The organism is Oceaniovalibus guishaninsula JLT2003 (assembly GCF_000299575.1).
GTDB classification, from domain to species: domain Bacteria; phylum Pseudomonadota; class Alphaproteobacteria; order Rhodobacterales; family Rhodobacteraceae; genus Palleronia; species Palleronia guishaninsula.
Genome location: NZ_AMGO01000012.1, coordinates 45636 through 67170, shown reverse-complemented (window position 1 = coordinate 67170; position 21535 = coordinate 45636). Strand labels below are relative to the sequence as shown.

Here is a 21535-nt window from a genome sequence, read left to right as displayed (position 1 = left end):
TCAGACCCCGGCGGCGACCATGGCGCGGGCCAGCAACGGAACCGTTCGCGCGTTCAGCCCCGCCACATTGATCCGGCTGTCGCCGACCATGTAGATCCCGTGATCGCGGCGCATCGCCTCGACCTGCTCGGGCGAAGCACCCAGCCGCGAGAACATGCCGCGGTGCCGGGCGATGAAGTCGAACCGGTCCGAATTGCTTTGCCGGCGCAGTTCGTCGGCAAGCTGTTCGCGCAAGGTCAACAGGCCCCGGCGGATATCCTCGACCTCGGCCTGCCAGGCGGCGCGCAGGGCGTCGTCGGTCAGGATCATCGTCACCAGCCGGGCGCCGTGATCGGGCGGAAAGCTGAAGTTCTGCCGGTTGAGATAGGCCAGCGTTCCCTGCGCCAGCCGTGTTGATGCGGCATCGGGCGCCAGCGCGATCAGCAGTCCGGCGCGTTCGCGGTAGATGCCGAAATTCTTCGAACAGCTTGCCCCGATCAGCACCTCACGGCAGGCCCGCGCGACAATGCGGGTGCCCTGCGCGTCGGCCTCCAGCCCGTCGCCGAAGCCCTGATAGGCCAGGTCGATGAAGGGAACGGCGCCCTTGCGGACCAGCAGATCCGCAACCTGCCGCCACTGGGCTTCGGTCAGGTTCGCGCCTGTGGGGTTATGGCAGCAACCGTGCAGCAAGACGACATCGCCTTCTGCCACGCGGTCCAGATCGGCCATCATTCCGTCGAAATCGACATCGCAGGTCGCGGAGTCGAAATAGCGGTATTCGGTGAACGGAATGCCCAGATGCCGCAGGATCGACAGATGGTTCGGCCATGTCGGATCGGACACCCAGACACGGGCGTCAGGCGCGGCCATGCGCACCAGTTCCATCCCCTGCCGGAAGGCCCCGGTCCCGCCCGGCGTGGCGGCGCAGGCGATGCGGTCGTCCGGCACCGTGTCCCCCAGGATCAACTGGGTCAGCGCCGCGCCATAGGCCGGATCGCCGGTCAGCGCGGTATAGCTTTTCGTCTCCTCAATTTCCCAAAGCCGCTTTTCGGCGGCCTTGACCGCGCGCATGACCGGCGTGCGGCCCTCGGCATCCTTGTAGACACCGACGCCCAGGTCGATCTTGTCGGACCGCGCATCTTCGCGGAACGCGGCCATCAAGGCCAGGATCTTGTCGGCGGGTTGCGGCTTGAGGGCGGTCAGCATCATGCGGCTCCGGTTGCGATGGGATGATCGGACGCGCCCCACTCGGCCCACGATCCGTCGTAAAGCGCCACGTCATCGTGACCGATCCGGGTCAGCGCCAGGAACAGGATCGCGGCGGTCACGCCCGATCCGCAGGTCGTGATAACCGGACGGTCAAGGTCGATCCCCGCTTTTGCGAACGCGGCGCGAATGGCGTCCTTGCCGATCATCGTGCCGTCCTCGTTCAGCAATTCCGTATAGGGCAGGTTCTTCGATCCGGGGATGTGGCCCGCGCGCAGGCCCTCGCGCGGTTCTGGCGCGTCGCCGCGAAACCGCGCGGCACCGCGCGCATCGACGATCTGCGCGCTGCCAGAGCGCGACGCCTCGGCCACTTGCGCCGCGTTGCGCACCAGCCTGTTCTGGCGCGACGCGCTCATGTGCCGATCGGTCCTGACGGGGGCCATATCCTCCAGCGGCCGCCCCTCGGCGCGCCATTTGGGCAGCCCACCGTCCAGAACGGCCACATCCGTCTTGCCCATCAGCCGGAACAGCCACCACACGCGAGCGGCGGAAAAGATGCCGGCGCCGTCATAGACCACCACCTGATGCCCGTCGCCGATGCCCATGGCCCGCATCCGGCTGACGAACTTTTCGGGCGGCGGGGCCATGTGCGGCAGGTCCGTGGACAGGTCCGCGATTTCGTCCAGATCGAAGAAGCGCGCGCCGGGAATATGGCCTTCGGCGTATTCCGCCGCGGCGTCGCGTCCCGCATCGGGCAGATACCAGCTGGCGTCGATCACGCGCAGATCGGGATTGTCCAGATGGGCCGCCAGCCAGTCGGTCGAAACCAGCGTCTTGGGGTCGTCCTGCATCGCGCGCCTCCTGCCAACGGGTGCAGGATTAGGGCCACGCGCGTCCGGGCGCAACTTAACTGTGTTCCTTCAGCAGGCGGGCCTTCTGCCGCTGCCAGTCGCGCTTGGCGCTGGTGTCGCGCTTGTCCGGCGCGTTCTTGCCCTTGGCGATGCCGATCTTCACCTTGGCGATACCGCGATGGTTGAAATACAGTACCAGCGGCACCAGCGTCATGCCCTTGCGCTGGGTTTCCTGCCACAGCCGCGCCATTTCGCGCCGGTTCACCAGCAACTTGCGCCGCCGCCGATCCTCGTGCCCGAACATCGCCTGTTCGTAGGGGGCGATATAGGCGTTCACCAGCCACAATTCGCCATCCTTCACCTCGGCATAGCTTTCGGTGATCTGCGACGTGTTGCGGCGCAGCGACTTCACCTCGGACCCGGTCAGCACGATGCCGCACTCGATGTCGTCCGAGATCGCGTAGTCGTAACGCGCGCGCCGGTTTTCGGCGATCACCTTGTAGTTCGGGTTGTCCTTGGGCTTGGCCATTCGTCGCAGATAGGCAGACGGCATGCCGCTGTCCAGCCGGGCTTGTCGCCGGGGGCGCGGGACGTCACATCTGGCCCATGGATGACCTCGAGCGATTCATCGACGCACAGCGCGCGACCTATGCCACCGCCCTGGCCGAGATCGAGGCCGGCGCGAAGCGCAGCCACTGGATGTGGTATGTCTTTCCGCAGCTTCGCGGATTGGGGCAGTCGGAAATGGCGTATCGGTTCGGGATCGCCGGCCGGGACGAGGCCGCGCGGTATCTGGCGCACGGGGTTCTGGGGCCGCGTCTGGTGCGGATCGCCGAAGCGATGCTGGCCCATGACGGCCGCGACGCGGCCGCGATTCTGGGGCCGGTCGATGCGCTCAAGCTGCGGTCTTCGATGACACTGTTCGCATCGCTTCCCGATGCGCCGCCCGTCTTCGGCGCGGTGCTGGACACATTCTTCGACGGCCCCGACCCGCGCACGCTGGACCTTTTGAAATGAACCGCCTTCTGTCTTTCGGCCACGGCTATTCCGCACGGGCGCTTGCAGGGCTGCTGCTGCCGCAGGGCTGGCATATCGTCGGGACCACCCGCAGCGCCGACAAGGCCGAACGCATCGCCGCCACCGGGGTCGAGCCGTTGGTCTGGCCCGGCGACGATATCGGGCCCGCGTTGAGGAAGGCCACGCATCTTCTGATCTCGGCCGCGCCCGGACAGGACGGCGATCCGGTGCTGGCGCGGCTGCGGCACGATCTGGCGCAGGTGGCGTCCGGCCTGGCCTGGGTCGGCTACCTGTCCACCACCGGCGTCTACGGCGATCATGCCGGGGGTTGGGTGGACGAATCCGCTTCGCTGACCCCCGCGACCGAACGGGGCGTCGCGCGCGTGAAGGCCGAAGCGGCATGGCGGCGCCTGGCCTCCGATACGGGGCTGCCGCTGCACATCTTTCGGCTGGCGGGCATCTACGGGCCGGGGCGCGGGCCGTTCGCCAAGGTGCGCGACGGCACCGCCCGGCGGATCGTCAAGCCGGGGCAGGTTTTCAGCCGCATCCATGTGGACGACATCGCGCAGGTTCTGGCGGCATCCATCGCGCGGCCCGATCCCGGCGCGATCTACAACGTCTGCGACGACGACCCGGCCCCGCCGCAGGATGTGATCGCCCATGCCGCACACCTGCTGAACCTGCCGCTTGCGCCGGAAATACCGTTCGCGGATGCCGAAATGACGCCGATGGCGCGCAGCTTCTACGCGGAAAGCAAGCGGGTCGACAACAGCCGGATCAAGCGGGATCTGGGCATTCATCTGATCCATCCCGACTATCGCAGCGGGCTTGCATCGCTGCTGGAAAAGGAACACCGCTGAACCGGACGCGCAGGCGTCTTTCATTGCGGGAAAGCAGGATGGCAAACAGGCAGGGATCGTTTGTCGTGATCGGTCTGGGAAATTTCGGCAGTACGGTAGCGACCGAGCTGGTCCGTTTCGGCAATTACGTCATCGGCATCGATCTGGACGAAGCGCTCGTTTCGGCCCATGCCGAGACGCTGAACCAGGCTTTGATCCTCGACGCGCGGGACGACGAAGCGCTGCGCCATGCCGGTATCGACGCATGCGGGGCGGGCGTGATCGGCATGGGCAGCAGCCTTGAGGCGAGCGTGCTGGCGACCATGAATCTGCGCCTTCTGGGGATCGAGCGGATCTGGGCCAAGGCCACATCGCGCACGCATCATCGCATCCTGTCCAAGCTGGGGGCCGACCGCGTCATCCATCCCGAGGTGGATGTCGGACGCCAGATCGCCCAGGTTCTGCACAACCCGCTGGTCCGCGACTATGTGGCCTTGGGCAACGGGTTTCACGTCGTCAACCTGCGCATCCCCGCGACGCTGGACGGCAAGCCGCTGAACGGGCTTCCGTTGCGTAAATTCAACCTGCGATGTCTGGGCGTCATGCGTGGGACGGAGTTCATCGCCTCGGACGGTCCGAATGCCGTCCTGCACGGCGACGACCGATTGCTTCTTCTGGGTCGCCGCGCCGATTTGCGCAGCTATACCGCAACGCTTTGAAAAACCGTCTTCTCGACCGGCTGCATCGCCTTCCGCCGCCCGGCATGTTGGCATTGATCTATATCGCCTTCATCGCGATGGGCACGATCTTGCTGATGGCGCCGCTGTCGCTTCGTGCACCGATCGGCTGGGGCGATGCGCTGTTCACCGCGACATCCGCCGTTACGGTGACGGGGCTGGTCGTCGTCGATCCCGGCACAACCTTCACCTTCTTCGGGCAGGCGGTGATCGCGGTTCTCATCCAGCTCGGCGGGTTGGGGCTGATGACGTTCGCCGTGCTTCTGCTGACGGCGCTGGGAATCCCCATCGGCATTCCGCAACGCATCATCCTGCGCGAGGAGGTTAATCAGACCTCGCTGGGGAACCTGACGGCCCTGGTGCGGATCATCTTCGCTATCGCGCTGATCTGCGAAGGTTTCGCCGCCGTCGCGTTGTCATTCGTCTTCGTGCCGCAATTCGGCTGGGCACCGGGGGTCTGGCACGCCGTCTTCCATTCGGTTTCGGCCTTCAACAATGCGGGCTTCGCGCTTTTCCCTGACAGCCTTTCGGCCTGGGTCGCGAACCCCGTGATCACGATTGTCATTCCCGCTTCGTTCATTTTCGGGGGTCTCGGATTCGTCGTCATCGGCGAGGTTTTCACCCGGCGAAGCTGGCGCCGGCTCAGCCTGCATTCAAAACTGATGCTGGTCGGGACGGGCGTCCTGATTCTGGCAAGTTGGCTGCTGTTCGCAGCTCTGGAATGGACCAACCCCCGGACGCTGGGCGCGCTCGACGGGATTTCGGCCAGGGTGCAGGCCAGCTTCTTCCAGGCTGTCACGCCCCGGACGGCGGGGTTCAATACGTTGCCCACCGGCGAGATGCGCGACGCAACGGCGCTGATGACCATCGGTCTGATGCTGATCGGCGGCGGGTCCACCTCGACCGCGGGGGGCATCAAGGTGACGACCGCCATCGTGCTTATCCTGGGCACCCTTGCCTTCTTCCGACGCCGCACCGTGATGCAGGCTTTCGGACGGTCGCTGGGCACGAACGAAATCATGAAGGTGATGGCGTTGACCACGATCAGCATTACCGTCGTCTTCCTGAGTTTCTTCATCCTGACCGTCGGCCATGACGGCAGCTTCCTTGTCATGGGTTTTGAAGTGGCATCGGCCTTCGGCACTGTCGGCATGTCGATGGGTGCGACCGCGCAGCTCGATCCGGTGGGCCGGGCGGTCATCATTGTGATCATGTTCCTGGGTCGCGTCGGACCGTTGGCCTTGGGCTTTTTCCTGGCCACGCGGTCGCTGCCGCGCGTGCGGTATCCCGCAGGCCAGGTGTATCTGGGCTGAGGGGGTCAGTCCTTCACGATCAGCCGCCGGGGAACGTCGGCCAGGCATTCGGGCGCGCCATCGCGGATGACGATGCTTTCAGTGATCTCGAATCCCATATCCTCCAGCCAGAGGCCGGTCATGAAATGGAACGTCATGCCCGGCTTCAGCACCGTCCGGTCGCCGGGCCGCAGCGAACAGGTGCGTTCGCCCCAGTCGGGCGGATAGGACAGCCCGATGGGATAGCCGGTGCGGTTGTCCTTGCGAATGCCGTGTTTCTTCAGCACGTCGAAGAACGCGATGGCGATGTCTTCGCAGGTATTGCCGGCGCGCGCAGCCTCCAGCCCCCTGTCCATCCCTTCCAGCACGGCCTTTTCGGCATCCAGAAACGCCTGCGTCGGCCGTCCCAGGAAGATCGTCCGGCTGAGGGGACAGTGATAGCGCCGGAAGCAACCCGCAATCTCGAAGAACGTGCCTTCGCCCCGGCGCATCGGGCGGTCGTCCCATGTCAGATGGGGGGCGGCGGCGTCTGTTCCCGAGGGCAGCAGGGGAACGATGGCGGGATAGTCGCCGCCGAAGCCTAGATCGGGATCGTAGCGCAGGGCGGCGTCGTATATTTCGGCGACCAGATCGCATTTGCGCATTCCCGGCTCGATCCGGTCGGCGATGCGGGCATGCATCCGTTCGACCAGCCGGGCGGCCTTGCGCATCCTGTCGAGTTCCGCGTCCGATTTCACCCCGCGCTGCCAGTTGACCAGCCCCGTCGCATCGACCGGCGGCTGCGGCAGCCCTGCGCAAAGCGCCTGATAGCCGCGCGCCGAGAACCAGTAATTGTCCATCTCGACGCCGATCCGGCCCTTGTGCCAGCCGCGGTCGGTCAGCCGGGCGGCCAGATAGTCCATCGGGTGACGGTCGGGCGACTGCACATAGATGTCGGGATAGGCGATGATGTCGGGGTCGGCCATATAAACGGTGCGCAGCGCGCCCTGCGCGTCCTGCTCGCGTCCGAACCAGACGGGTGCGCCGAATGCCCTGACGATCACCGCCTGATGCACATAGAACGACCAACCGTCATAGCCGGTGATCCATGCCATGTTGGACGGGTCCGACGTGATCAGCGTGTCGATTCCGGCCGCATCCATCGCGCGTCGCAGCCGCGCCAGCCGGCCTTCGTATTCGGCATCGGAGAAGCGGAACGTATCGACGATGGCCATGACGCAGCTTTCCACGCCACAGGCTTTCCCGGCAAGCGGCATCGCAGACGAAATTTATTCCCGACTTTTTCTATCGGGTATCTTGCCATCCATCCCGGCACGGTGTTGGTTGTGCCGGGAATTGACAAGGAGACCCCCATGACCCGAACCGTCACAACCTCGGTCCTAGCCGTCGCCGCCATCTTCGGCGGCACCGCGCTGGCCTTCGCCGACGGCGAGCTGAACCTTTATTCGTCGCGCCACTATGACACCGATGAACGTCTTTACTCGGACTTCGAGGATCAGACCGGCATCACCATCAACCGTATTGAGGGCAACGGCGACGAGCTGATCGCGCGGATGGAAGCGGAAGGCGCCAATTCGCCCGCCGACGTTCTGCTGACGGTCGACACCTCGCGGCTGGAGCGGGCCAAGGATGCGGGCATCCTGCAACCTGTGGACAGTGCGGTTTTGAAGGACCGGATCCTGTCGAACCTGCGCGACAGCGACGACGAATGGTTCGGCTTTTCGCAGCGCGCGCGCATCTTCTTCTATGACAAGGACGAAGTGTCCAACCCGCCGCAGACTTATCTCGACCTCGCCGATCCGCAGTATCAGGGCATGGTCTGCGCGCGGTCCTCGACCAACACCTACAACCAGACGCTGCTGGCCTCGATCATCGAGAATCACGGCGAGGAGGAAGCCCGCAACTGGGCGCAGGGCGTCGTCGACAATTTTGCGCGCGAACCGCAGGGCGGCGATACCGACCAGCTGCGCGGTCTGGTATCGGGCGAATGCGACATCGCGGTGTCGAACACCTATTACTTCGCCCGCGCGATCCGCAGCGATGTCGAAGGCGTGTCAGACCATATCGACCAGATCGGCTGGGTCTTCCCGTCGCAGGATGCGCAGGGCGCGCATGTCAACCTGTCGGGCGGCGGTGTCGCGGCGAACGCGCCCAATCGCGACAATGCCGTCGCGTTCCTGGAATATCTGACCAGCGATTCCGCGCAGGAATACTTCTCGGGCGGGAACGACGAATATCCGGTCGTGCCGGGGGTCGAGCGCAGCGAGGCGGTGCAGAAGCTGGGCGATTTCAAGGCGGACGATGTCGATCTGTCGGCGGTCGCCAAGAACCTGCCGGCCGCGCAACAGATCTTCAACGAAGTCGGCTGGAAGTGATGCTTCGCTGACGCAACGCGGGGCCTGTCGTCAGGCCCCGCGTCCTGACGACCACCGGCGCAGCAATCCGCGCCGCGATGCCCGGCCTTCCGGCGACGTGCCGGTTCCGACCTGTCGGCAAAGCAGGATCACCGGAACAAGGCCGATGGCCGCGATCACCAGACTTGGCACCGCCGCCCCTTCCAGCCGTTCATCCGATGCCAGCCGGAACGCCTGAACCGCCAGCGTATCGTAATTGAACGGGCGCATGATCAGCGTCGCGGGCAGTTCCTTCATCGTATCGACGAACACGATCAGCGCCGCCGTCAGGATGCTGGGGGTGATGAGCGGTAGATGCACCCGCCGCACCGTGCCCCATGCCGTCTTGCCCAGAACGCGTGACACAGCGTCCAGATTCTGCCCCACCGATGCGATGCCGCCGTCATAGGCCCCGAGGGCGGCGGCCAGGAACCGCACCATATACGCCATCACCAGAACCCAGATCGAGCCGGTGAAGAGCAGCCCGGTCGAAATGCCCCAATGCAGCCGCATCCAAGCGTCGAGCGCGTTGTCGAGTGCGGCGAACGGCACGAAAAGCCCCACCGCGATCACCCCGCCCGGCACCGCATATCCCATTCGCCCGACATGCAAGGCCGCGCCCGAGAGGCGCCCCGGCCGCAGCCGCTGAAACGTGCCCAGCACGATTGCCGCGCAGACGGTGACGATTGCCGCGACCGCGGCCAGCGTCAGCGAATTGCCGATGAACGCGATATAGCGGCGGCTGGTCAGGTCCTGATCCGATTGCAGCGCCATCACCGACAGCGCCACCACCGGGACGATGACGCCCAGCAGGACGGGAAGGCCGCAGAACGCCATCGCCCCGGCCGCCCGCCAGCCATGAAGGAACGGCCGCGCCATGCGTTCGTGCCTGCGACCCGCGTCGAAGCGCGCGCGGCCTCGCGATACCCGCTCCAGCGCCGCCAGGGTCAGCGCGAAGACCAGCAGACCCAGCGCCAGTTGCGCTGCCGCGCCTCTGTCGGCCAGCGAGAACCAGCTGGTGTAGATGCCGGTCGCGAAGGTCTGGACGCCGAAATGCGCGACAGTGCCGAAGTCGGCGATCGTTTCCATCATCGCCAGAAGCATGCCCGACACGATGGCCGGGCGGGCCATCGGCAGCGACACGGTCAGGAATGCCCGCCAGGCCGAACAGCCCAGGGCGCGGGCGGCATAGAAGGTCGCCGCGCTTTGCATTCCGAAGGCGGCGCGTGCCAGCAGATAGACGTAAGGATACAGAACCAGAACCAGCATCGCCGCCGCGCCGCCGCGCGACCGGATCTCGGGGAACCAGTAGTCGCGCGGACCCCATCCGGTCACGTCGCGCAACACGCTTTGCACGATGCCCGGATGATCGAGGATGTGGGTATAGGCGTAGGCCAGCACATAGGCAGGAAAGGCCAGCGGCAGGACCAGCGCCATTTCAAAGATGCGGCGGCCCCGAAAGTCGGTCATTGTCACCAGCCAGGCGGACCCGACGCCGATCACGAAGGTTCCGAGCGCGACGAGGGCGACCAGAAGAAAGGTATTGGCCAGATAGCGCGGAAGAACCGTATCGAGCAGATGAGTGAAGGTCGTCAGATCCGATAGAAACGCCGCAAGAACGACCGCCAGCAGCGGCGTGGCGCAAAGGATCGCGACCAGGACCGCGCCCAGCCCCAACAGCGACGGCCGCGCGCCGCCTGTCCGGTCCTTGCCGGCCGGAAGCGCCGTCATCTCTCGTCATCCATTTTCATGCGCAGGCGGTAACGTGCACCGTCCGGCGGTGCAATCGCCCTGCCGACAAGGCCGATATTCGTGAACGGGCGTCAGGGCCGGACGAAGGACGTGACGCGAATCGTGACGTCATGCGCTGCCGGGTCGTTCAGGAAATAGATCCCGCCTTCCCGCGAGGCGCCCTGCGGAACATAGTCGAATTCGGCATCGCCTTCCTCGACCACCTGGCCGTCGGACGACAGGGCGACGGACACCGCCACCGACGCCGCCGTCCGGCCGCCCGTGTTGCGGATCGTAAAGCGAACCAGCTTCGCGTCCGGCCCGGTCGTGTCGATGGCATAGGTATAGTCGAACCGGGGCGGACCGTCGGGCGAGGACAGGGCATGCAGCAGCATGTAGCCGACCAGCCCCACCACCAGCAGCGCCCCCAACGCCGCGACCGCCGCCTCGGGCTTCGAGGTTCCAAGGTGCCGTTTGGGCGGGCGGCGCGATCTCCGCGGTTCGGGCATCACAGGATCAGCCGCGCGACGGCGGCGCCGATGCCGCCGGGGATCGCGACGATAGCCGTCAGACTGATGACCGTTTGCACGGACGCATTGTCGATCCTGCCGAAGGTCCACAGAAGATAAAGGCTGACGCAAAGCACCAGCGCATAGCCGACGACAGTATAACGAAAGAACAGCGTCCGGGCGCCCAGTCGCCCGATCTCGGAGGCTTTCGAGCCGCGGATTTCCAGCGAATAGACGAAGACGTGCATCAGCAGCAGCGTGAACAGCACCGTGGCGATGTCGTGGCCCACGCCCATTTCGTGCGCGAGGACGACGATCTCGTCCGTGGGTGCCACGCTGAGCGACAGGAAGATCGCGCCCACGACCATCAGGAATATCTGCCCGCCATAGGTTTGCCCGCGCTGGTCGCGTTCATAGTGCACTGCTTCGGAATCGAACTGGTTCTGCGCAAGCATCGCCCCGATGCTGCCGGGCACGGTCTGAATCATCACCTTGCCGACGCTTTCATGCAGGGGCACGTCCGGTCCGATCAGCCCGAACAGAAGCAGGATGGCGGTCGATACGACAAGCGCCACCGCGATCGCGACGAAGGCGTCGGCAATGTCATCGCCAAGCGTTGCCGTCAGGCGAAAACCGCCGACGCGCGACAATCCGGTCAGAAGGATAGGCAGCACGACGAACAGCAGTGCCAGCCGTTCGGCGCCGATCAGAAAGCCGAGATCCCACATCTCCATCGTCATGAGGATCGGCAGCGAGAACAGCAGCGATCCCGCCCCGGCCCGGCCCACATCGACCATGAAGGCGCGGGGCGACTGGCCCGCCGCCTCGCCGCGCATGTCCTGGCTGGTCCGCATCAGGCCCGTTCCTTCGCGCAAAGCTCGCCTGGAACGCGCTGGACGGGCACCGGGGCGTTCTCGGCATCCGACGACCTGAGCTTCCTGGCGAACTGCCCATAACGCCGGCTGCCCGGCGCGGCGGTCAGGCCATGCAACACGATGCTGGCAAGCACCGTCAAGGCGACGGTCGCCGCGATGTCGTCAATTGCCGCAATGTCGAACGTGTCCAGCACGATCAGCAGATAGATGACCGACGCCATACCGCGCGGCCCGTACCAACCCAGAAAGAGGGTCGTTCGGCGGTGCAGGCCCATTCCGATGACCGCCATCGCGACCGGCCCCATTCGCAGGACCGTCAAGGCAAGCAGGGCGAACACGACATGCTGCCAGCCGATGTGATGCAGGAATTGCGGCAGCAACAGCGCGCCGACGAGAAAGAAGATGGTCGAATTCAGTAACTGCCCGATGGTCCCGGCAAACTCCTCAACCGCGTCGCGGGTGTATTCCGATCTGGTCGACACCACCACGCCGGCGGCGAAGGCGGCCAGAAAGCCGTTCGCCTGCAACATGTCGGCCGCCAGATAGGCGACCACCGGCAGCGCGAACAACGCTAGCCGGAAGAAATCCTCGCCCACCCAACCGCGGCGCAGCGGACGGGCGATGGCCCAGGCCGCGACGGTGGCGATGGTCGCACCGATCACCGGGCCGCCGAGGATTTGCAGAAGGATATAGGCCGTCCAGTCCCCGGCCCCCGCCGTGGTCCCCGCGCCTGCCAGCGACGCGACGATGAAAAGGCAGGGCAGCCCCAGCCCGTCATTCATCCCCGATTCCACGTTGAGACCTTGCCGCACCAGCGCCGGAACCTCCTCGGATGTCACGACAGGTTCGCCCAGTGCGGCGTCGGTCGGCCCCAGCATCACCGCCAGAACCGCCGCCTCCCACAAGCCGAAGGACGGGAAGATCCACCATGCGGCGAACGTCCCCAACACCATCGTCAACGGCAGGCCGATTCCGAGCAGCCGGATGGGAAGCGAATGGAAGCGCCGCAGCCGCTTGACGTTGATACGCACCGAATCGGTGAACAACGCGACCACAAGCGTCAGTTCGGCGACGCGTTTGACGGTTTCGTCCTGCATGGGGATCCGCACGACATTCAGGATCATCGGCCCAAGAAGAAGGCCGATCCCGGCGAACATCATCGGTGCGGTGAACCGCCCGTTACGCGCGACATCCGAGACGCAGGCGAACAGGATGACGGTCAGGCCGATGACCAGGATGTCGATGTCGTTCACGATTCCCGCCCCCTGCGCGTTTCACGTCACAACACCCAAACCGACAGGACGATCCGTGCACCACGATATCCTCGAAAGATCACCGCTGTTTCTGTAGCATCACCGGCATGGCCGCATGGCGGATGACAGGGAAGGACAAAAGATGCTCACCAACGATCAGCTTGCCGCCTGGGACCGGGATCACTTCTTTCACCCCTCGACCGCGCTGGGCGCCCATGCGCGGGGCGAGACGCCGCCGCGCGTGATGTCGGGCGGCGACGGCGTGTTCATCGAGGACCGCGACGGCAACAGGCTGCTGGATGCGTTCGCGGGGCTTTATTGTGTGAACGTGGGATACGGGCGGCGGCAGATCGCCGATGCCATCGCAGCGCAGGCGCAGCAGCTTGCCTATTACCACGCCTATGTCGGGCACGGCACCGAAGCGTCGATCACGTTGGCTAAGATGATCCTCGACCGGGCGCCGCAGGGCATGTCCAAGGTGTTCTTCGGGCTGGGCGGATCGGACGCGAACGAAACCAACATCAAGCTGGTCTGGTATTACAACAATATCCTCGGACGGCCCGAGAAGAAGAAGATCGTCTCGCGCTGGCGGGGCTATCACGGATCGGGGCTGATGACCGGATCGCTGACCGGGTTGAAGCTGTTTCACGACAAGTTCGATCTGCCGCTGGCCCAGGTCGTGCATACGGAAGCCCCGTACTTCTATCGGCGCGCGGATCCGTCCCTGTCCGAAGCCGAGTTCACCGCCCATTGCGCGGCCGAGCTGGAGACGCTGATCGACCGCGAAGGGCCGGAAACCATCGCCGCCTTCATCGGCGAGCCTGTGCTCGGCACCGGCGGGCTGGTGCCGCCCCCGGCAGGATATTGGGACGCCATCCAGAAGGTGCTGGACCGGCATGACATCCTGCTGATCGCGGACGAGGTCGTGACAGGCTTCGGCCGTCTGGGCAGCATGTTCGGATCCGATCATTACGGGATGCGCCCGGATCTCATCACCATCGCCAAGGGCCTGACCTCGGCCTATGCGCCGCTTTCGGGGTCCATCTTCGGCGACCGCATGTGGCAGGTGCTGATGCAGGGCACGGACGAGAATGGCGCCATCGGGCACGGCTGGACCTATTCCGCGCATCCCATCGGCGCCGCGGCCGGTGTCGCGAACCTCAAGCTGATCGACGAGATGGGGCTTGTCGCCAATGCCGGCGCGGTGGGTCGCCACCTGCGGGCGGCGTTGCGGGACGCCGTGGGCGATCATCCGAACGTGGGCGACATCCGCGGCGAGGGGATGATGGCGGCGGTCGAGCTGGTGAAGGACCGCGACAGCCGCACGTTCTTCGATCCGACGGAAAAGGCGGCGATCCGTGTCGTCGCCGCCCTGCTGTCCGAGGGCGTGATCGGACGCGCCATGCCGCAATCCGACATCGTCGGCTTTGCCCCCCCGCTTTGCCTGACGACCGATGAAGCGGACCAGGTCGCCACCGCCCTGGGCAAGGCGATCAGGTCGGTTCTGGGCTGAGCCGCGTCGTCACAACCGCTGGCCGGATGCCCTTTCGAACAGGTGCATCTGGTCGGCGGGCACCGAAAACGCGATCCGGCCGGACCCGCTGATGCGGTGCACGCCGGGCAGGCTGATGGTGAACGCCTCGCCGGTCGCGGTCAGGCGGCCGTGCAGAAGGGTGTTGGCGCCCAGCGGTTCGGCCATCTGCACATCCAGCGCCAGCGGTCCGTCCGGGTCCGCCACCGCATGTTCGGGCCGGATCCCCAGGGTGACGGGCCCCGACGCGCCCGCCGCACCCGGCAGGTTGACGGCGCCCAGACGCAGCGTGCCGTCCTGCGCGTCCGCATCCAGCACGTTCATCGACGGGCTGCCGATGAATTGCGCGGCGAACAGAGTCTCGGGCCGCTCGTAAACCTCGATGGGCGCGCCGATCTGTTCGGCGCGGCCCGCGTTCATCACGATCATCCGGTCGGCCATGGTCATCGCCTCGACCTGATCGTGCGTGACGTAAAGCGCGGTGATCCCCAGCCGGGATTGCAGGTCGCGGATTTCCAGCCGCATCTGCACGCGCAGCTTGGCATCCAGATTGCTGAGCGGTTCGTCGAACAGGAACACCGCAGGTTCCCGCACGATGGCGCGGCCCATGGCGACGCGCTGGCGCTGCCCGCCCGACAGGTCGCGCGGGCGTCGGTCGAGATAGGGTTCCAGTTGCAGCAGCGTCGCGGCGTCCCTGACCTTGCGGTCGATCTCGGCCTTCGGCAGACCGGCGATCTTCAGGCCGTATCCCATGTTCCGCCGCACGCTCATATGCGGATAGAGGGCGTAGTTCTGGAACACCATGGCGATGTTCCTGTCCATCGGCTCGCGCTCGTTGACGCGGGTGCCGCCGATGCGCACCTCGCCCTCGGTCACGGTTTCCAGCCCCGCCATCATGCGCAGCAGCGTGGACTTGCCGCAGCCGGACGGTCCGACGATGACCACGAATTCGCCGTCCGCGATGTCGGTCGTGACCCCGCGGATCACCTCGGTCGCGCCGAAGCGCTTCTTGACGCCGATCAGTTCCACGCCTGCCATGGGAATTCCTACTTTTCGCTGTCCACGAGGCCGCGGATGAACAGGCGCTGCATCGACACGACGACGATGACCGGCGGCACCATCGCCAGGATCGACGTCGCCATGATGACCGGCCAGTCGGCCACGTCGTCGCCCGACGGGAACATCTGCTTGATGCCCATGACGATGGTGTTCATCGACGGGTCCGTGGTGATGAGAAGCGGCCAGAGATACTGGTTCCAGCCATAGATGAACAGGATTACGAACAGCGCGGCGATATTGGTCCGGCTCATCGGCAACAGAATGTCGACGAAGAACCGCATGGGCCGCGCGCCGTCGACCCGCGCTGCCTCGGCCAGCTCGTCCGGGACGGTCAGGAAGAACTGGCGAAAGAGGAACGTCGCCGTTGCGGACGCGATCAGCGGGAAGATCAGGCCGGAATAGGAATTGAGCATGCCGAAGCCTGCCACGACCTCGTAGGTCGGCACGATCCGCACCTCGACCGGCAGCATCAGCGTCAGGAAGATCAGCCAGAAGAACACCGATTTGCCCGGAAAGCGGAAATAGACGATGGCGAAGGCCGACAGAAGCGAGATCGCGATCTTGCCGATGGCGATGCCCATGGCCATGACCAGCGAATTGAACAGCATCGTGGCCACGGGCACATTGACGCCCGCGAACAGCGCCTTGCGATAGTTTTCCAGAAACTGCCCGCCCGGCCAGACCGGCATCGGCGGACGCGCGATCTCGGGCTGGGTCACGGTGGATGCGACGAAGGCCAGCCAGATCGGAAAGAAGATCACCAGCACGCCCGCGATCAGCAGCAGATGCGTCAGCCACAACCCGGCGCCGCGCCGTTCGACCATGCCGTCGGGGGCCGCCCTGCGCACGCCAACGGGCACGATTTCGACCGCGTCGGTCAATAATGCACCCTCCGCTCGATGAACCGGAACTGGATAACGGTCAGCAGACCGACGACGACCAACAGGATCACCGACTGCGCCGCCGACGATCCCAGATCCTGCCCGACGAAGCCGTCGGCATAGACCTTGTAGACCAGGATCGTCGTCGCCTGCTGCGGACCGCCGCTGGTGATGGTGTGGATGACGCCGAACGTCTCGAAGAAGGCGTAGACGATATTGACGACCAGCAGGAAGAAAGTGGTCGGGGACAGCAGCGGCAGAACGATGGTCCAGAACCGCCGCCAGAAGCGCGCGCCGTCGATGGCCGCGGCCTCGATCACCGACTTCGGGATCGCCTGCAACGCGGCGAAGAAGAACAGGAAGTTATAGCTGATCCGTCCCCAGGACGACGCGACGACGACGAGGCCCATCGCCTCGGCCTCGTTCAGGACGTGGTTCCAGTCATAGCCGAGCCTGCCCAGATACCACGCCACCACGCCGACGCGGGTGTTGAACATGAACAGCCACAGCACCCCCGCGACCGCCGGGGCGACCGCATAGGGCCAGATCAGCAGCGTGCGATAGGCGCCCGCCCCCTTGATCAGCCTGTCGGCCAGCACGGCCAGGAACAGCGCGGGGATCAGCGACACCAGCGTCACGAGGGTCGAGAAGATCGCCGTGGTGACGAAGGACGCGCGGTAATACGGATCGGACAGAAGGAAGCGGAAATTGTCCAGCCCGACCCATTGCATCGACAGGCCGAACGGGTCGGGGATGAACAGCGACTGCCAGACCGCCTGCTCTGCCGGATAGAAGAAGAACACCGCCGACACGATCACCTGCGGGGCGATCAGCAGCAGCGGCAGAAGCCAGCCCTTGAAGGTGACGCGCTTTTCCATCGGACCGGCCCCGCTGGAGGACGGCCCCGAAGGACCGTCCTGCCCTGGTCAGTTGCTCGCGCGCTCGAACCGGCGGAGAAGCTGGTTGCCGCGTTCGACGGCGGAATCCAGCGCCGCCTGGGCGTCCTTGTCGCCGGCCCAGACCGCCTCAAGCTCTTCGTCGATGATGGTGCGGATCTGATCGAACGATCCCAGCCGGATGCCCTTGGAATTGGCCGTCGGCTCGTTCGCGGTCATCTGGATCACGGCGATGTCGGTGCCGGGGTTTTCTTCGTAGAAACCTGCCTCGCGCGTGGCATCGGCAGCAGCCTGGGTCACGGGCAGATAGCCGGTATCCTGATGCCACTGGGCCTGCACGGGTGCCGAGGCGAGATAGGACAGGAACTCGGCCACACCCTGATAGTGATCCTCGGGCTGGCCGGCCATAATCCAGAGCGACGCGCCGCCGATGATGGTGTTCTGCGGTGCGTTGCCGACGCCTTCGTAGTAGGGCAGCGGCCGCACGTCGAAGTCGAACTGCGCCTCGTCCGCGATCCCGGCATATCCGGCCGAGCTTTCGGTGAACAGCGCGCATTCCCCCGCGCGGAAATTCGCGCCGCCCTCGTTCCGCCGGCCTGCATAGATGAACTTGCCGTCCTTCGCCCACTGGCCCAGATTGGCGATATGCGTCACCTGCGGGTCGGCGTTGAAGACCAGCTCGGTCGCGGTGCCGCCGAACCCGTTCTCCTCGGTCGCGAAGGGCACGTCATGGTAGGCCGACAGGTTTTCCAGATGGATCCAGCTTTGCCACGCGGTCGTCATCGGACAGGTGCTGCCAGCCTCCTTCAACTGGTCAAGAACCTCGCCGACCTGTTCCCAGGTGGTCAGATCGACATCGGGGTCGATGCCCGCTTCTTCCAGCGCGTCACGGTTGACCCAAAGCACCGGCGTGGACGAATTGAAGGGAAACGACAGCATCTCGCCGTCCGTGGTGGTGTAGTATCCCTTGACCGCGCCGATAAAGGCATCGGGGTCGAAATCCACATCGGCGGCCTCCATCACCTCCTGCACGGGACGGATGGCGCCCTGGGCGTTCATCATCGTGGCGGTGCCGACCTCGAACACCATCAGGATGTCGGGCTGTTCGCCGGCGCGGAAGGCGGCGATGCCCGCGTTCAGCGTTTCGGAATAGTTGCCCTTCGACGTGGCGACGACCTTCCAGTCGTCCTGGCTGGCGTTGAAATCCGCGACCTGCGCCTCCACCAGCTCGCCCAGCCGGCCGCTGAAGGCGTGCCAGAATTGCAGCTCGGTCTGCGCCATCGCGGGCGTCGCAAGCGCGGCTCCCGCGACCAGCGCGGCCATCAGTTGACGTTGCATCGTCGTTCCTCCCTGACTGCCAGTGCTCTTGTCGGCGGCACGGCATGAAACTGCCTCATGAGTAGCAGCCGGGCCGCGTAACTCAAGGCCGGGGTTTTGCCCTTTCCCCACGTCAACAGACCCGACGATTGACAGAACCCCGGCGGCCCGTAGGGTTGCGCGCAAACGGGGAGTGGACGTGAACGCCATCATCAAAGCCATCGACAGCCTGAACGAAGTCGTGGGCCGCATCGTCTGCGTGCTGGCGATCGTCTTCGCGGCGATCATCATCTACGATGTGGTGCTGCGTTATGCCTTCAACGCGCCGACGCGCTGGGCGTTCGACCTCAGCAAGCAGATCTACGGCTTTTATTTCGTGATGCTCGGCGGCTATGCGCTGCGCCACCAAAGCCATGTGCGGGTCGATCTTCTGACCGAACGGCTGGGCGACGGCGGGCGGCGGGCGGTGGAGATCCTCGGCTACCTTCTGTTCTTCCTGCCGTTTTCATGGGTTTTCGTGGCCCAGACTTTTGCCTTCGCACAAACGTCGTGGAACCAGGGCGAAACGACATACGGATCGGTGCAGTTGCCGGTCTATCCGCTCAAGGCGGCGCTGTTCGTCGCTGCGGTGCTGCTGGCGTTGCAGGGAATTTCGGAAGTGCTGAAGCTGCTTGCCGGGCGCGACCTTTATTGGAGAGAGACCCGCCATGGGGCCTGAAGGCATCGCACTGGCCATGTTCGGCATGCTGCTGATCGGTCTTTTCATGGGCCATCCGCTGGCCTTCGTGCTGGGCGGGTCGGCGGTGCTGGGCGCGGTGCTGGCGGGCAAGACGATGGTGCTGGGCATCGTCGTCAACCGCATCTTCGGCGATGTGCTGGACAACTACACACTGATCGCGATCCCGCTTTTCGTGCTGATGGCGCAATTCCTGTCCAACAGCGGCGTCACCGACAAGATGTTCGAAAGCCTGCGGCTGCTGATGTCGGATGTGCGCGGCGGGCTGGCGCTGGCGGTGGTGTTCATCTCGATCCTGCTGGCGGCCACCACCGGCATCATCGGGGCGTCGATCACCGTGATGGGCGTCATGGCGCTGCGCCCGATGCTGAATTACGGCTATGCGCCCTCCCTGACCGCCGGGGTGATCGCGGCCTCGGGCTGTCTGGGGATCCTCATTCCGCCGTCGATCATGCTGATCCTGATGGCCAGCTATTCGCCGCTTTCGGTGGGCGAACTTTTCGCCGGCGCGATGATCCCCGGTATCGTGCTGGGACTGCTCTACGCGGTCTATGTCGCGGTGATCGCGGTGCTGCGGCCCGATCTGGCGCCGCCTGTCCATTCCGACGAACGCCTTCCGAAGGGCAAGCTGTTGCGGATGCTGGCGGTCGAGGCGCTGCCGCCGCTGGTGCTGATCTTCGGCATCCTCGGCTCGCTGCTGGCGGGCATCGCCACGGCGACCGAGGCGTCGGCCATCGGTGCGGCGCTGGCGCTGCTGATCGTGGTCGCGCGCGGCCGGTTCCGTCTGGACACGTTCTATGACGCGCTGAAGGAAACCGGGAAGACCAGCGCGATGATCCTGTTCATCGTCGTGGGCGCGACCGCCTTTACCGGCGTCTTCAACATCACCGGCGGTCTGCGCGCCACGCAGGAAGTGATACGCGCGCTGGACATGGCGCCGTGGCTGCTGATCGCGACGATGCTGTTCATCGTCTTCGTGCTGGGCGCGTTTCTGGACTGGACGGGGATCGTGCTGCTGTCCTTCCCCATCTTCCTGCCCATCGTGCAGGAGATGGAGGGGATCAACCTGCTGTGGTTCGTCGTCCTGATGGCGGTCGTGCTGCAAACGTCCTTCCTGACGCCGCCCTTCGGATACGCTTTGTTCTATCTGCGCGCCATCGCGCCGCCGCAGATGCGGACCACCCAGATCATCGTTGGCGTGATGCCCTTCATCGGGCTGATCGTGCTGATGTGTATCGCGGTCGCCCTGTTCCCGTCGCTGGTGACATGGCTGCCGCAGGTTCTTTACGGATAAAAAGAGGGAGGAATGACGATGACCTATGCAGGAATGACCGGGGCGGCGCTGGCTGCCGCCGCGATCGCCGGTGCCGCGACGGCGCAGGATGCCAACTGGCAGATGACGACGACATGGCCCAGCTCGCTGGAACTGATCGAGATCGACAGGCACTTCGTCGAACTGGCCAACGCCCTGACCGGCGACGCCTTGCAGATCGACTTCTTCGAAGGCGGCAGCCTTGTGCCCGCGGGCGAGGTCTTTGGCGCGGTGCAGAACGGCGTCGTGCAGGCCGGGGCCGACTGGCCGGGCTATTGGGCCGGGCGCGACGCGGCCTTCTCGCCGCTGGCCACCACGCCGTCGCTGTTCAACGCCGTCGATTACGTCAACTGGATCCAGGAATGGGGCGGGGCCGAGATTTACGACGAGGTCTATGGCCGCTTCGGCATGGTCTATCTGCCCTACGGCGTGACGAACAACGAATCGGGCTTCCACACCAACAAGCCGCTTCAGAACCTTGCCGACCTGCAAGGGATGCGTCTGCGTGTCTCGGGGCTGGAACAGGGGCGGATCCTGGAACGGCTGGGCGGCTCGCAGGTGTCGATGGCGGGTGGCGAAATCTATCAGGCCCTGGAACGCGGCGTGATCGACGGCGCCGAATTCTCGACCCCGAACGTGGACTGGTCGGGCGGTTTCCAGCAGGTCACAAGCGACTGGGCGACGCCCGGCTGGCACCAGTCGGCATCGGTTTTCGGCGTGATGATCAACAAGGACGCCTGGGACGCCCTGTCGCCCGAGACGCAGAATGCGCTGGAAACGGCCGCGACGGCGAACCTGCTGTGGTCGCTGGCCTTCACCGAAAAGCGCGCGACGGAAGCCTATGCGAAGTGGGACGAAGCCGTGAACATCACCCGCTATGACGACGAGACGCTGGCCGAAGTCCAGAAGATCGCCAACGAGGTCATCACCGAAGTGGCGTGCGAGAACCCGACTTCCGCGAAGGTCTATCTCAGCCAGCTTGAATACCTGGCGGATTACGCCCAATGGCGCGATGCTTCGGTCCCGTTCAATCTGGGCCGCACGCCCGACGGCCCCGAAATCGAGCCGATCCGTGCCTGCGCCGAAGGGCAGTAAGACCGCCATCCAACAGAAAAGGGAAA

21 protein-coding genes are annotated in these 21535 nt (G+C 65.1%); 9 read left to right on the top strand and 12 right to left on the bottom strand.

Annotation, left to right across the window (positions count from 1 at the left end):
* The 3 genes from OCGS_RS04740 to smpB are packed head-to-tail and all read right to left on the bottom strand — an operon-like array spanning position 1 to position 2565.
* Entirely contained in the window at positions 1–1185 is a 1185-nt protein-coding gene (locus OCGS_RS04740; protein ID WP_040610567.1) for an amino acid aminotransferase, read from the bottom strand.
* The gene (sseA, locus tag OCGS_RS04735; protein WP_007426096.1) at positions 1185–2036 is read right to left on the bottom strand and encodes a 3-mercaptopyruvate sulfurtransferase; all 852 of its coding nucleotides are present in this window, start codon (positions 2034–2036) and stop codon (positions 1185–1187) included. Before sseA ends, OCGS_RS04740 begins: the two co-directional genes overlap by 1 nt.
* A gap of 55 nt (positions 2037–2091) precedes the next feature.
* Positions 2092–2565, bottom strand: a complete 474-nt coding sequence (gene smpB, locus OCGS_RS04730; protein ID WP_040610545.1) for an SsrA-binding protein SmpB — start codon at positions 2563–2565, stop codon at positions 2092–2094.
* A 77-nt stretch (positions 2566–2642) separates the two neighbouring features.
* Here smpB and OCGS_RS04725 point away from each other — a divergent pair, with 77 nt between their 5' ends.
* From OCGS_RS04725 to OCGS_RS04710, 4 genes are read left to right on the top strand one after another with little or no spacing between them, the layout of a single operon-like run.
* A complete protein-coding gene (locus OCGS_RS04725; protein ID WP_007426094.1) occupies positions 2643–3053 on the top strand; it encodes a DUF1810 domain-containing protein in 411 nt (136 codons plus the stop codon).
* Positions 3050–3913: an SDR family oxidoreductase gene (locus tag OCGS_RS04720; RefSeq protein ID WP_007426093.1), complete on the top strand. Its 864-nt coding sequence runs from the start codon at positions 3050–3052 to the stop codon at positions 3911–3913. The genes OCGS_RS04725 and OCGS_RS04720 overlap by 4 nt, the downstream gene beginning before the upstream one ends.
* A 38-nt stretch (positions 3914–3951) precedes the next feature.
* On the top strand, positions 3952–4611 hold the full coding sequence (locus tag OCGS_RS04715) for a potassium channel family protein (protein ID WP_040610544.1): 660 nt from the start codon (positions 3952–3954) through the stop codon (positions 4609–4611).
* A gap of 44 nt (positions 4612–4655) precedes the next feature.
* The gene (locus OCGS_RS04710) at positions 4656–5942 is read left to right on the top strand and encodes a TrkH family potassium uptake protein (RefSeq protein WP_040610565.1); all 1287 of its coding nucleotides are present in this window, start codon (positions 4656–4658) and stop codon (positions 5940–5942) included.
* Positions 5943–5947: 5 nt separating this feature from the next.
* Here the strand turns inward: OCGS_RS04710 and doeA are convergent, their stop codons facing one another.
* Positions 5948–7135: an ectoine hydrolase DoeA gene (gene doeA / locus OCGS_RS04705; RefSeq protein WP_040610542.1), complete on the bottom strand. Its 1188-nt coding sequence runs from the start codon at positions 7133–7135 to the stop codon at positions 5948–5950.
* 138 nt (positions 7136–7273) lie between these two features.
* On the opposite strand from doeA, the gene OCGS_RS04700 reads away from it, so the two are divergent.
* Entirely contained in the window at positions 7274–8296 is a 1023-nt protein-coding gene (locus OCGS_RS04700) for a Fe(3+) ABC transporter substrate-binding protein (RefSeq protein WP_007426089.1), read from the top strand.
* A 30-nt stretch (positions 8297–8326) separates the two neighbouring features.
* Here OCGS_RS04700 and OCGS_RS04695 read toward each other — a convergent pair whose 3' ends face one another.
* From OCGS_RS04695 to OCGS_RS04680, 4 genes are all read right to left on the bottom strand, one after another.
* Positions 8327–10045 (bottom strand): ABC transporter permease, encoded by a 1719-nt coding sequence (locus OCGS_RS04695; protein WP_007426088.1) that lies wholly within the window; start codon positions 10043–10045, stop codon positions 8327–8329.
* A gap of 92 nt (positions 10046–10137) precedes the next feature.
* The gene (locus tag OCGS_RS04690) at positions 10138–10554 is read right to left on the bottom strand and encodes a hypothetical protein (RefSeq protein ID WP_007426087.1); all 417 of its coding nucleotides are present in this window, start codon (positions 10552–10554) and stop codon (positions 10138–10140) included.
* Entirely contained in the window at positions 10554–11408 is an 855-nt protein-coding gene (locus OCGS_RS04685) for a TIGR02587 family membrane protein (protein WP_007426086.1), read from the bottom strand. Before OCGS_RS04685 ends, OCGS_RS04690 begins: the two co-directional genes overlap by 1 nt.
* Positions 11408–12682: a cation:proton antiporter gene (locus OCGS_RS04680; RefSeq protein ID WP_007426085.1), complete on the bottom strand. Its 1275-nt coding sequence runs from the start codon at positions 12680–12682 to the stop codon at positions 11408–11410. The genes OCGS_RS04685 and OCGS_RS04680 overlap by 1 nt, the downstream gene beginning before the upstream one ends.
* A 142-nt stretch (positions 12683–12824) precedes the next feature.
* Here OCGS_RS04680 and OCGS_RS04675 point away from each other — a divergent pair, with 142 nt between their 5' ends.
* On the top strand, positions 12825–14195 hold the full coding sequence (locus OCGS_RS04675; RefSeq protein ID WP_007426084.1) for an aminotransferase: 1371 nt from the start codon (positions 12825–12827) through the stop codon (positions 14193–14195).
* 9 nt (positions 14196–14204) lie between these two features.
* On the opposite strand, the gene ugpC is transcribed toward OCGS_RS04675, so the two are convergent.
* From ugpC to ugpB, 4 genes are read right to left on the bottom strand one after another with little or no spacing between them, the layout of a single operon-like run.
* Complete coding sequence (gene ugpC, locus OCGS_RS04670) at positions 14205–15251, bottom strand: sn-glycerol-3-phosphate ABC transporter ATP-binding protein UgpC (RefSeq protein ID WP_007426083.1); 1047 nt, start codon at positions 15249–15251, stop codon at positions 14205–14207.
* Positions 15252–15259: 8 nt separating this feature from the next.
* Positions 15260–16096, bottom strand: coding sequence for a sn-glycerol-3-phosphate ABC transporter permease UgpE (ugpE, locus tag OCGS_RS04665; protein ID WP_040610561.1), 837 nt, complete (start codon positions 16094–16096; stop codon positions 15260–15262).
* A 53-nt stretch (positions 16097–16149) separates the two neighbouring features.
* Positions 16150–17031, bottom strand: a complete 882-nt coding sequence (gene ugpA, locus OCGS_RS04660; protein ID WP_007426081.1) for a sn-glycerol-3-phosphate ABC transporter permease UgpA — start codon at positions 17029–17031, stop codon at positions 16150–16152.
* Positions 17032–17079: 48 nt separating this feature from the next.
* Positions 17080–18387, bottom strand: coding sequence for a sn-glycerol-3-phosphate ABC transporter substrate-binding protein UgpB (gene ugpB / locus OCGS_RS04655; RefSeq protein WP_007426080.1), 1308 nt, complete (start codon positions 18385–18387; stop codon positions 17080–17082).
* Between the two features lie 172 nt (positions 18388–18559).
* Between ugpB and OCGS_RS04650 the strand changes: the two genes are divergently transcribed.
* Genes OCGS_RS04650 through dctP form a run of 3 tightly spaced genes read left to right on the top strand, consistent with a single transcriptional unit; the run spans position 18560 to position 21509 of the window.
* The gene (locus tag OCGS_RS04650; RefSeq protein WP_007426079.1) at positions 18560–19084 is read left to right on the top strand and encodes a TRAP transporter small permease subunit; all 525 of its coding nucleotides are present in this window, start codon (positions 18560–18562) and stop codon (positions 19082–19084) included.
* A complete protein-coding gene (locus OCGS_RS04645) occupies positions 19074–20396 on the top strand; it encodes a TRAP transporter large permease (RefSeq protein ID WP_007426078.1) in 1323 nt (440 codons plus the stop codon). The genes OCGS_RS04650 and OCGS_RS04645 overlap by 11 nt, the downstream gene beginning before the upstream one ends.
* Before the next feature lie 18 nt (positions 20397–20414).
* The gene (dctP, locus tag OCGS_RS04640) at positions 20415–21509 is read left to right on the top strand and encodes a TRAP transporter substrate-binding protein DctP (protein WP_007426077.1); all 1095 of its coding nucleotides are present in this window, start codon (positions 20415–20417) and stop codon (positions 21507–21509) included.
* The last annotated feature ends 26 nt before the right edge of the window (positions 21510–21535 follow it).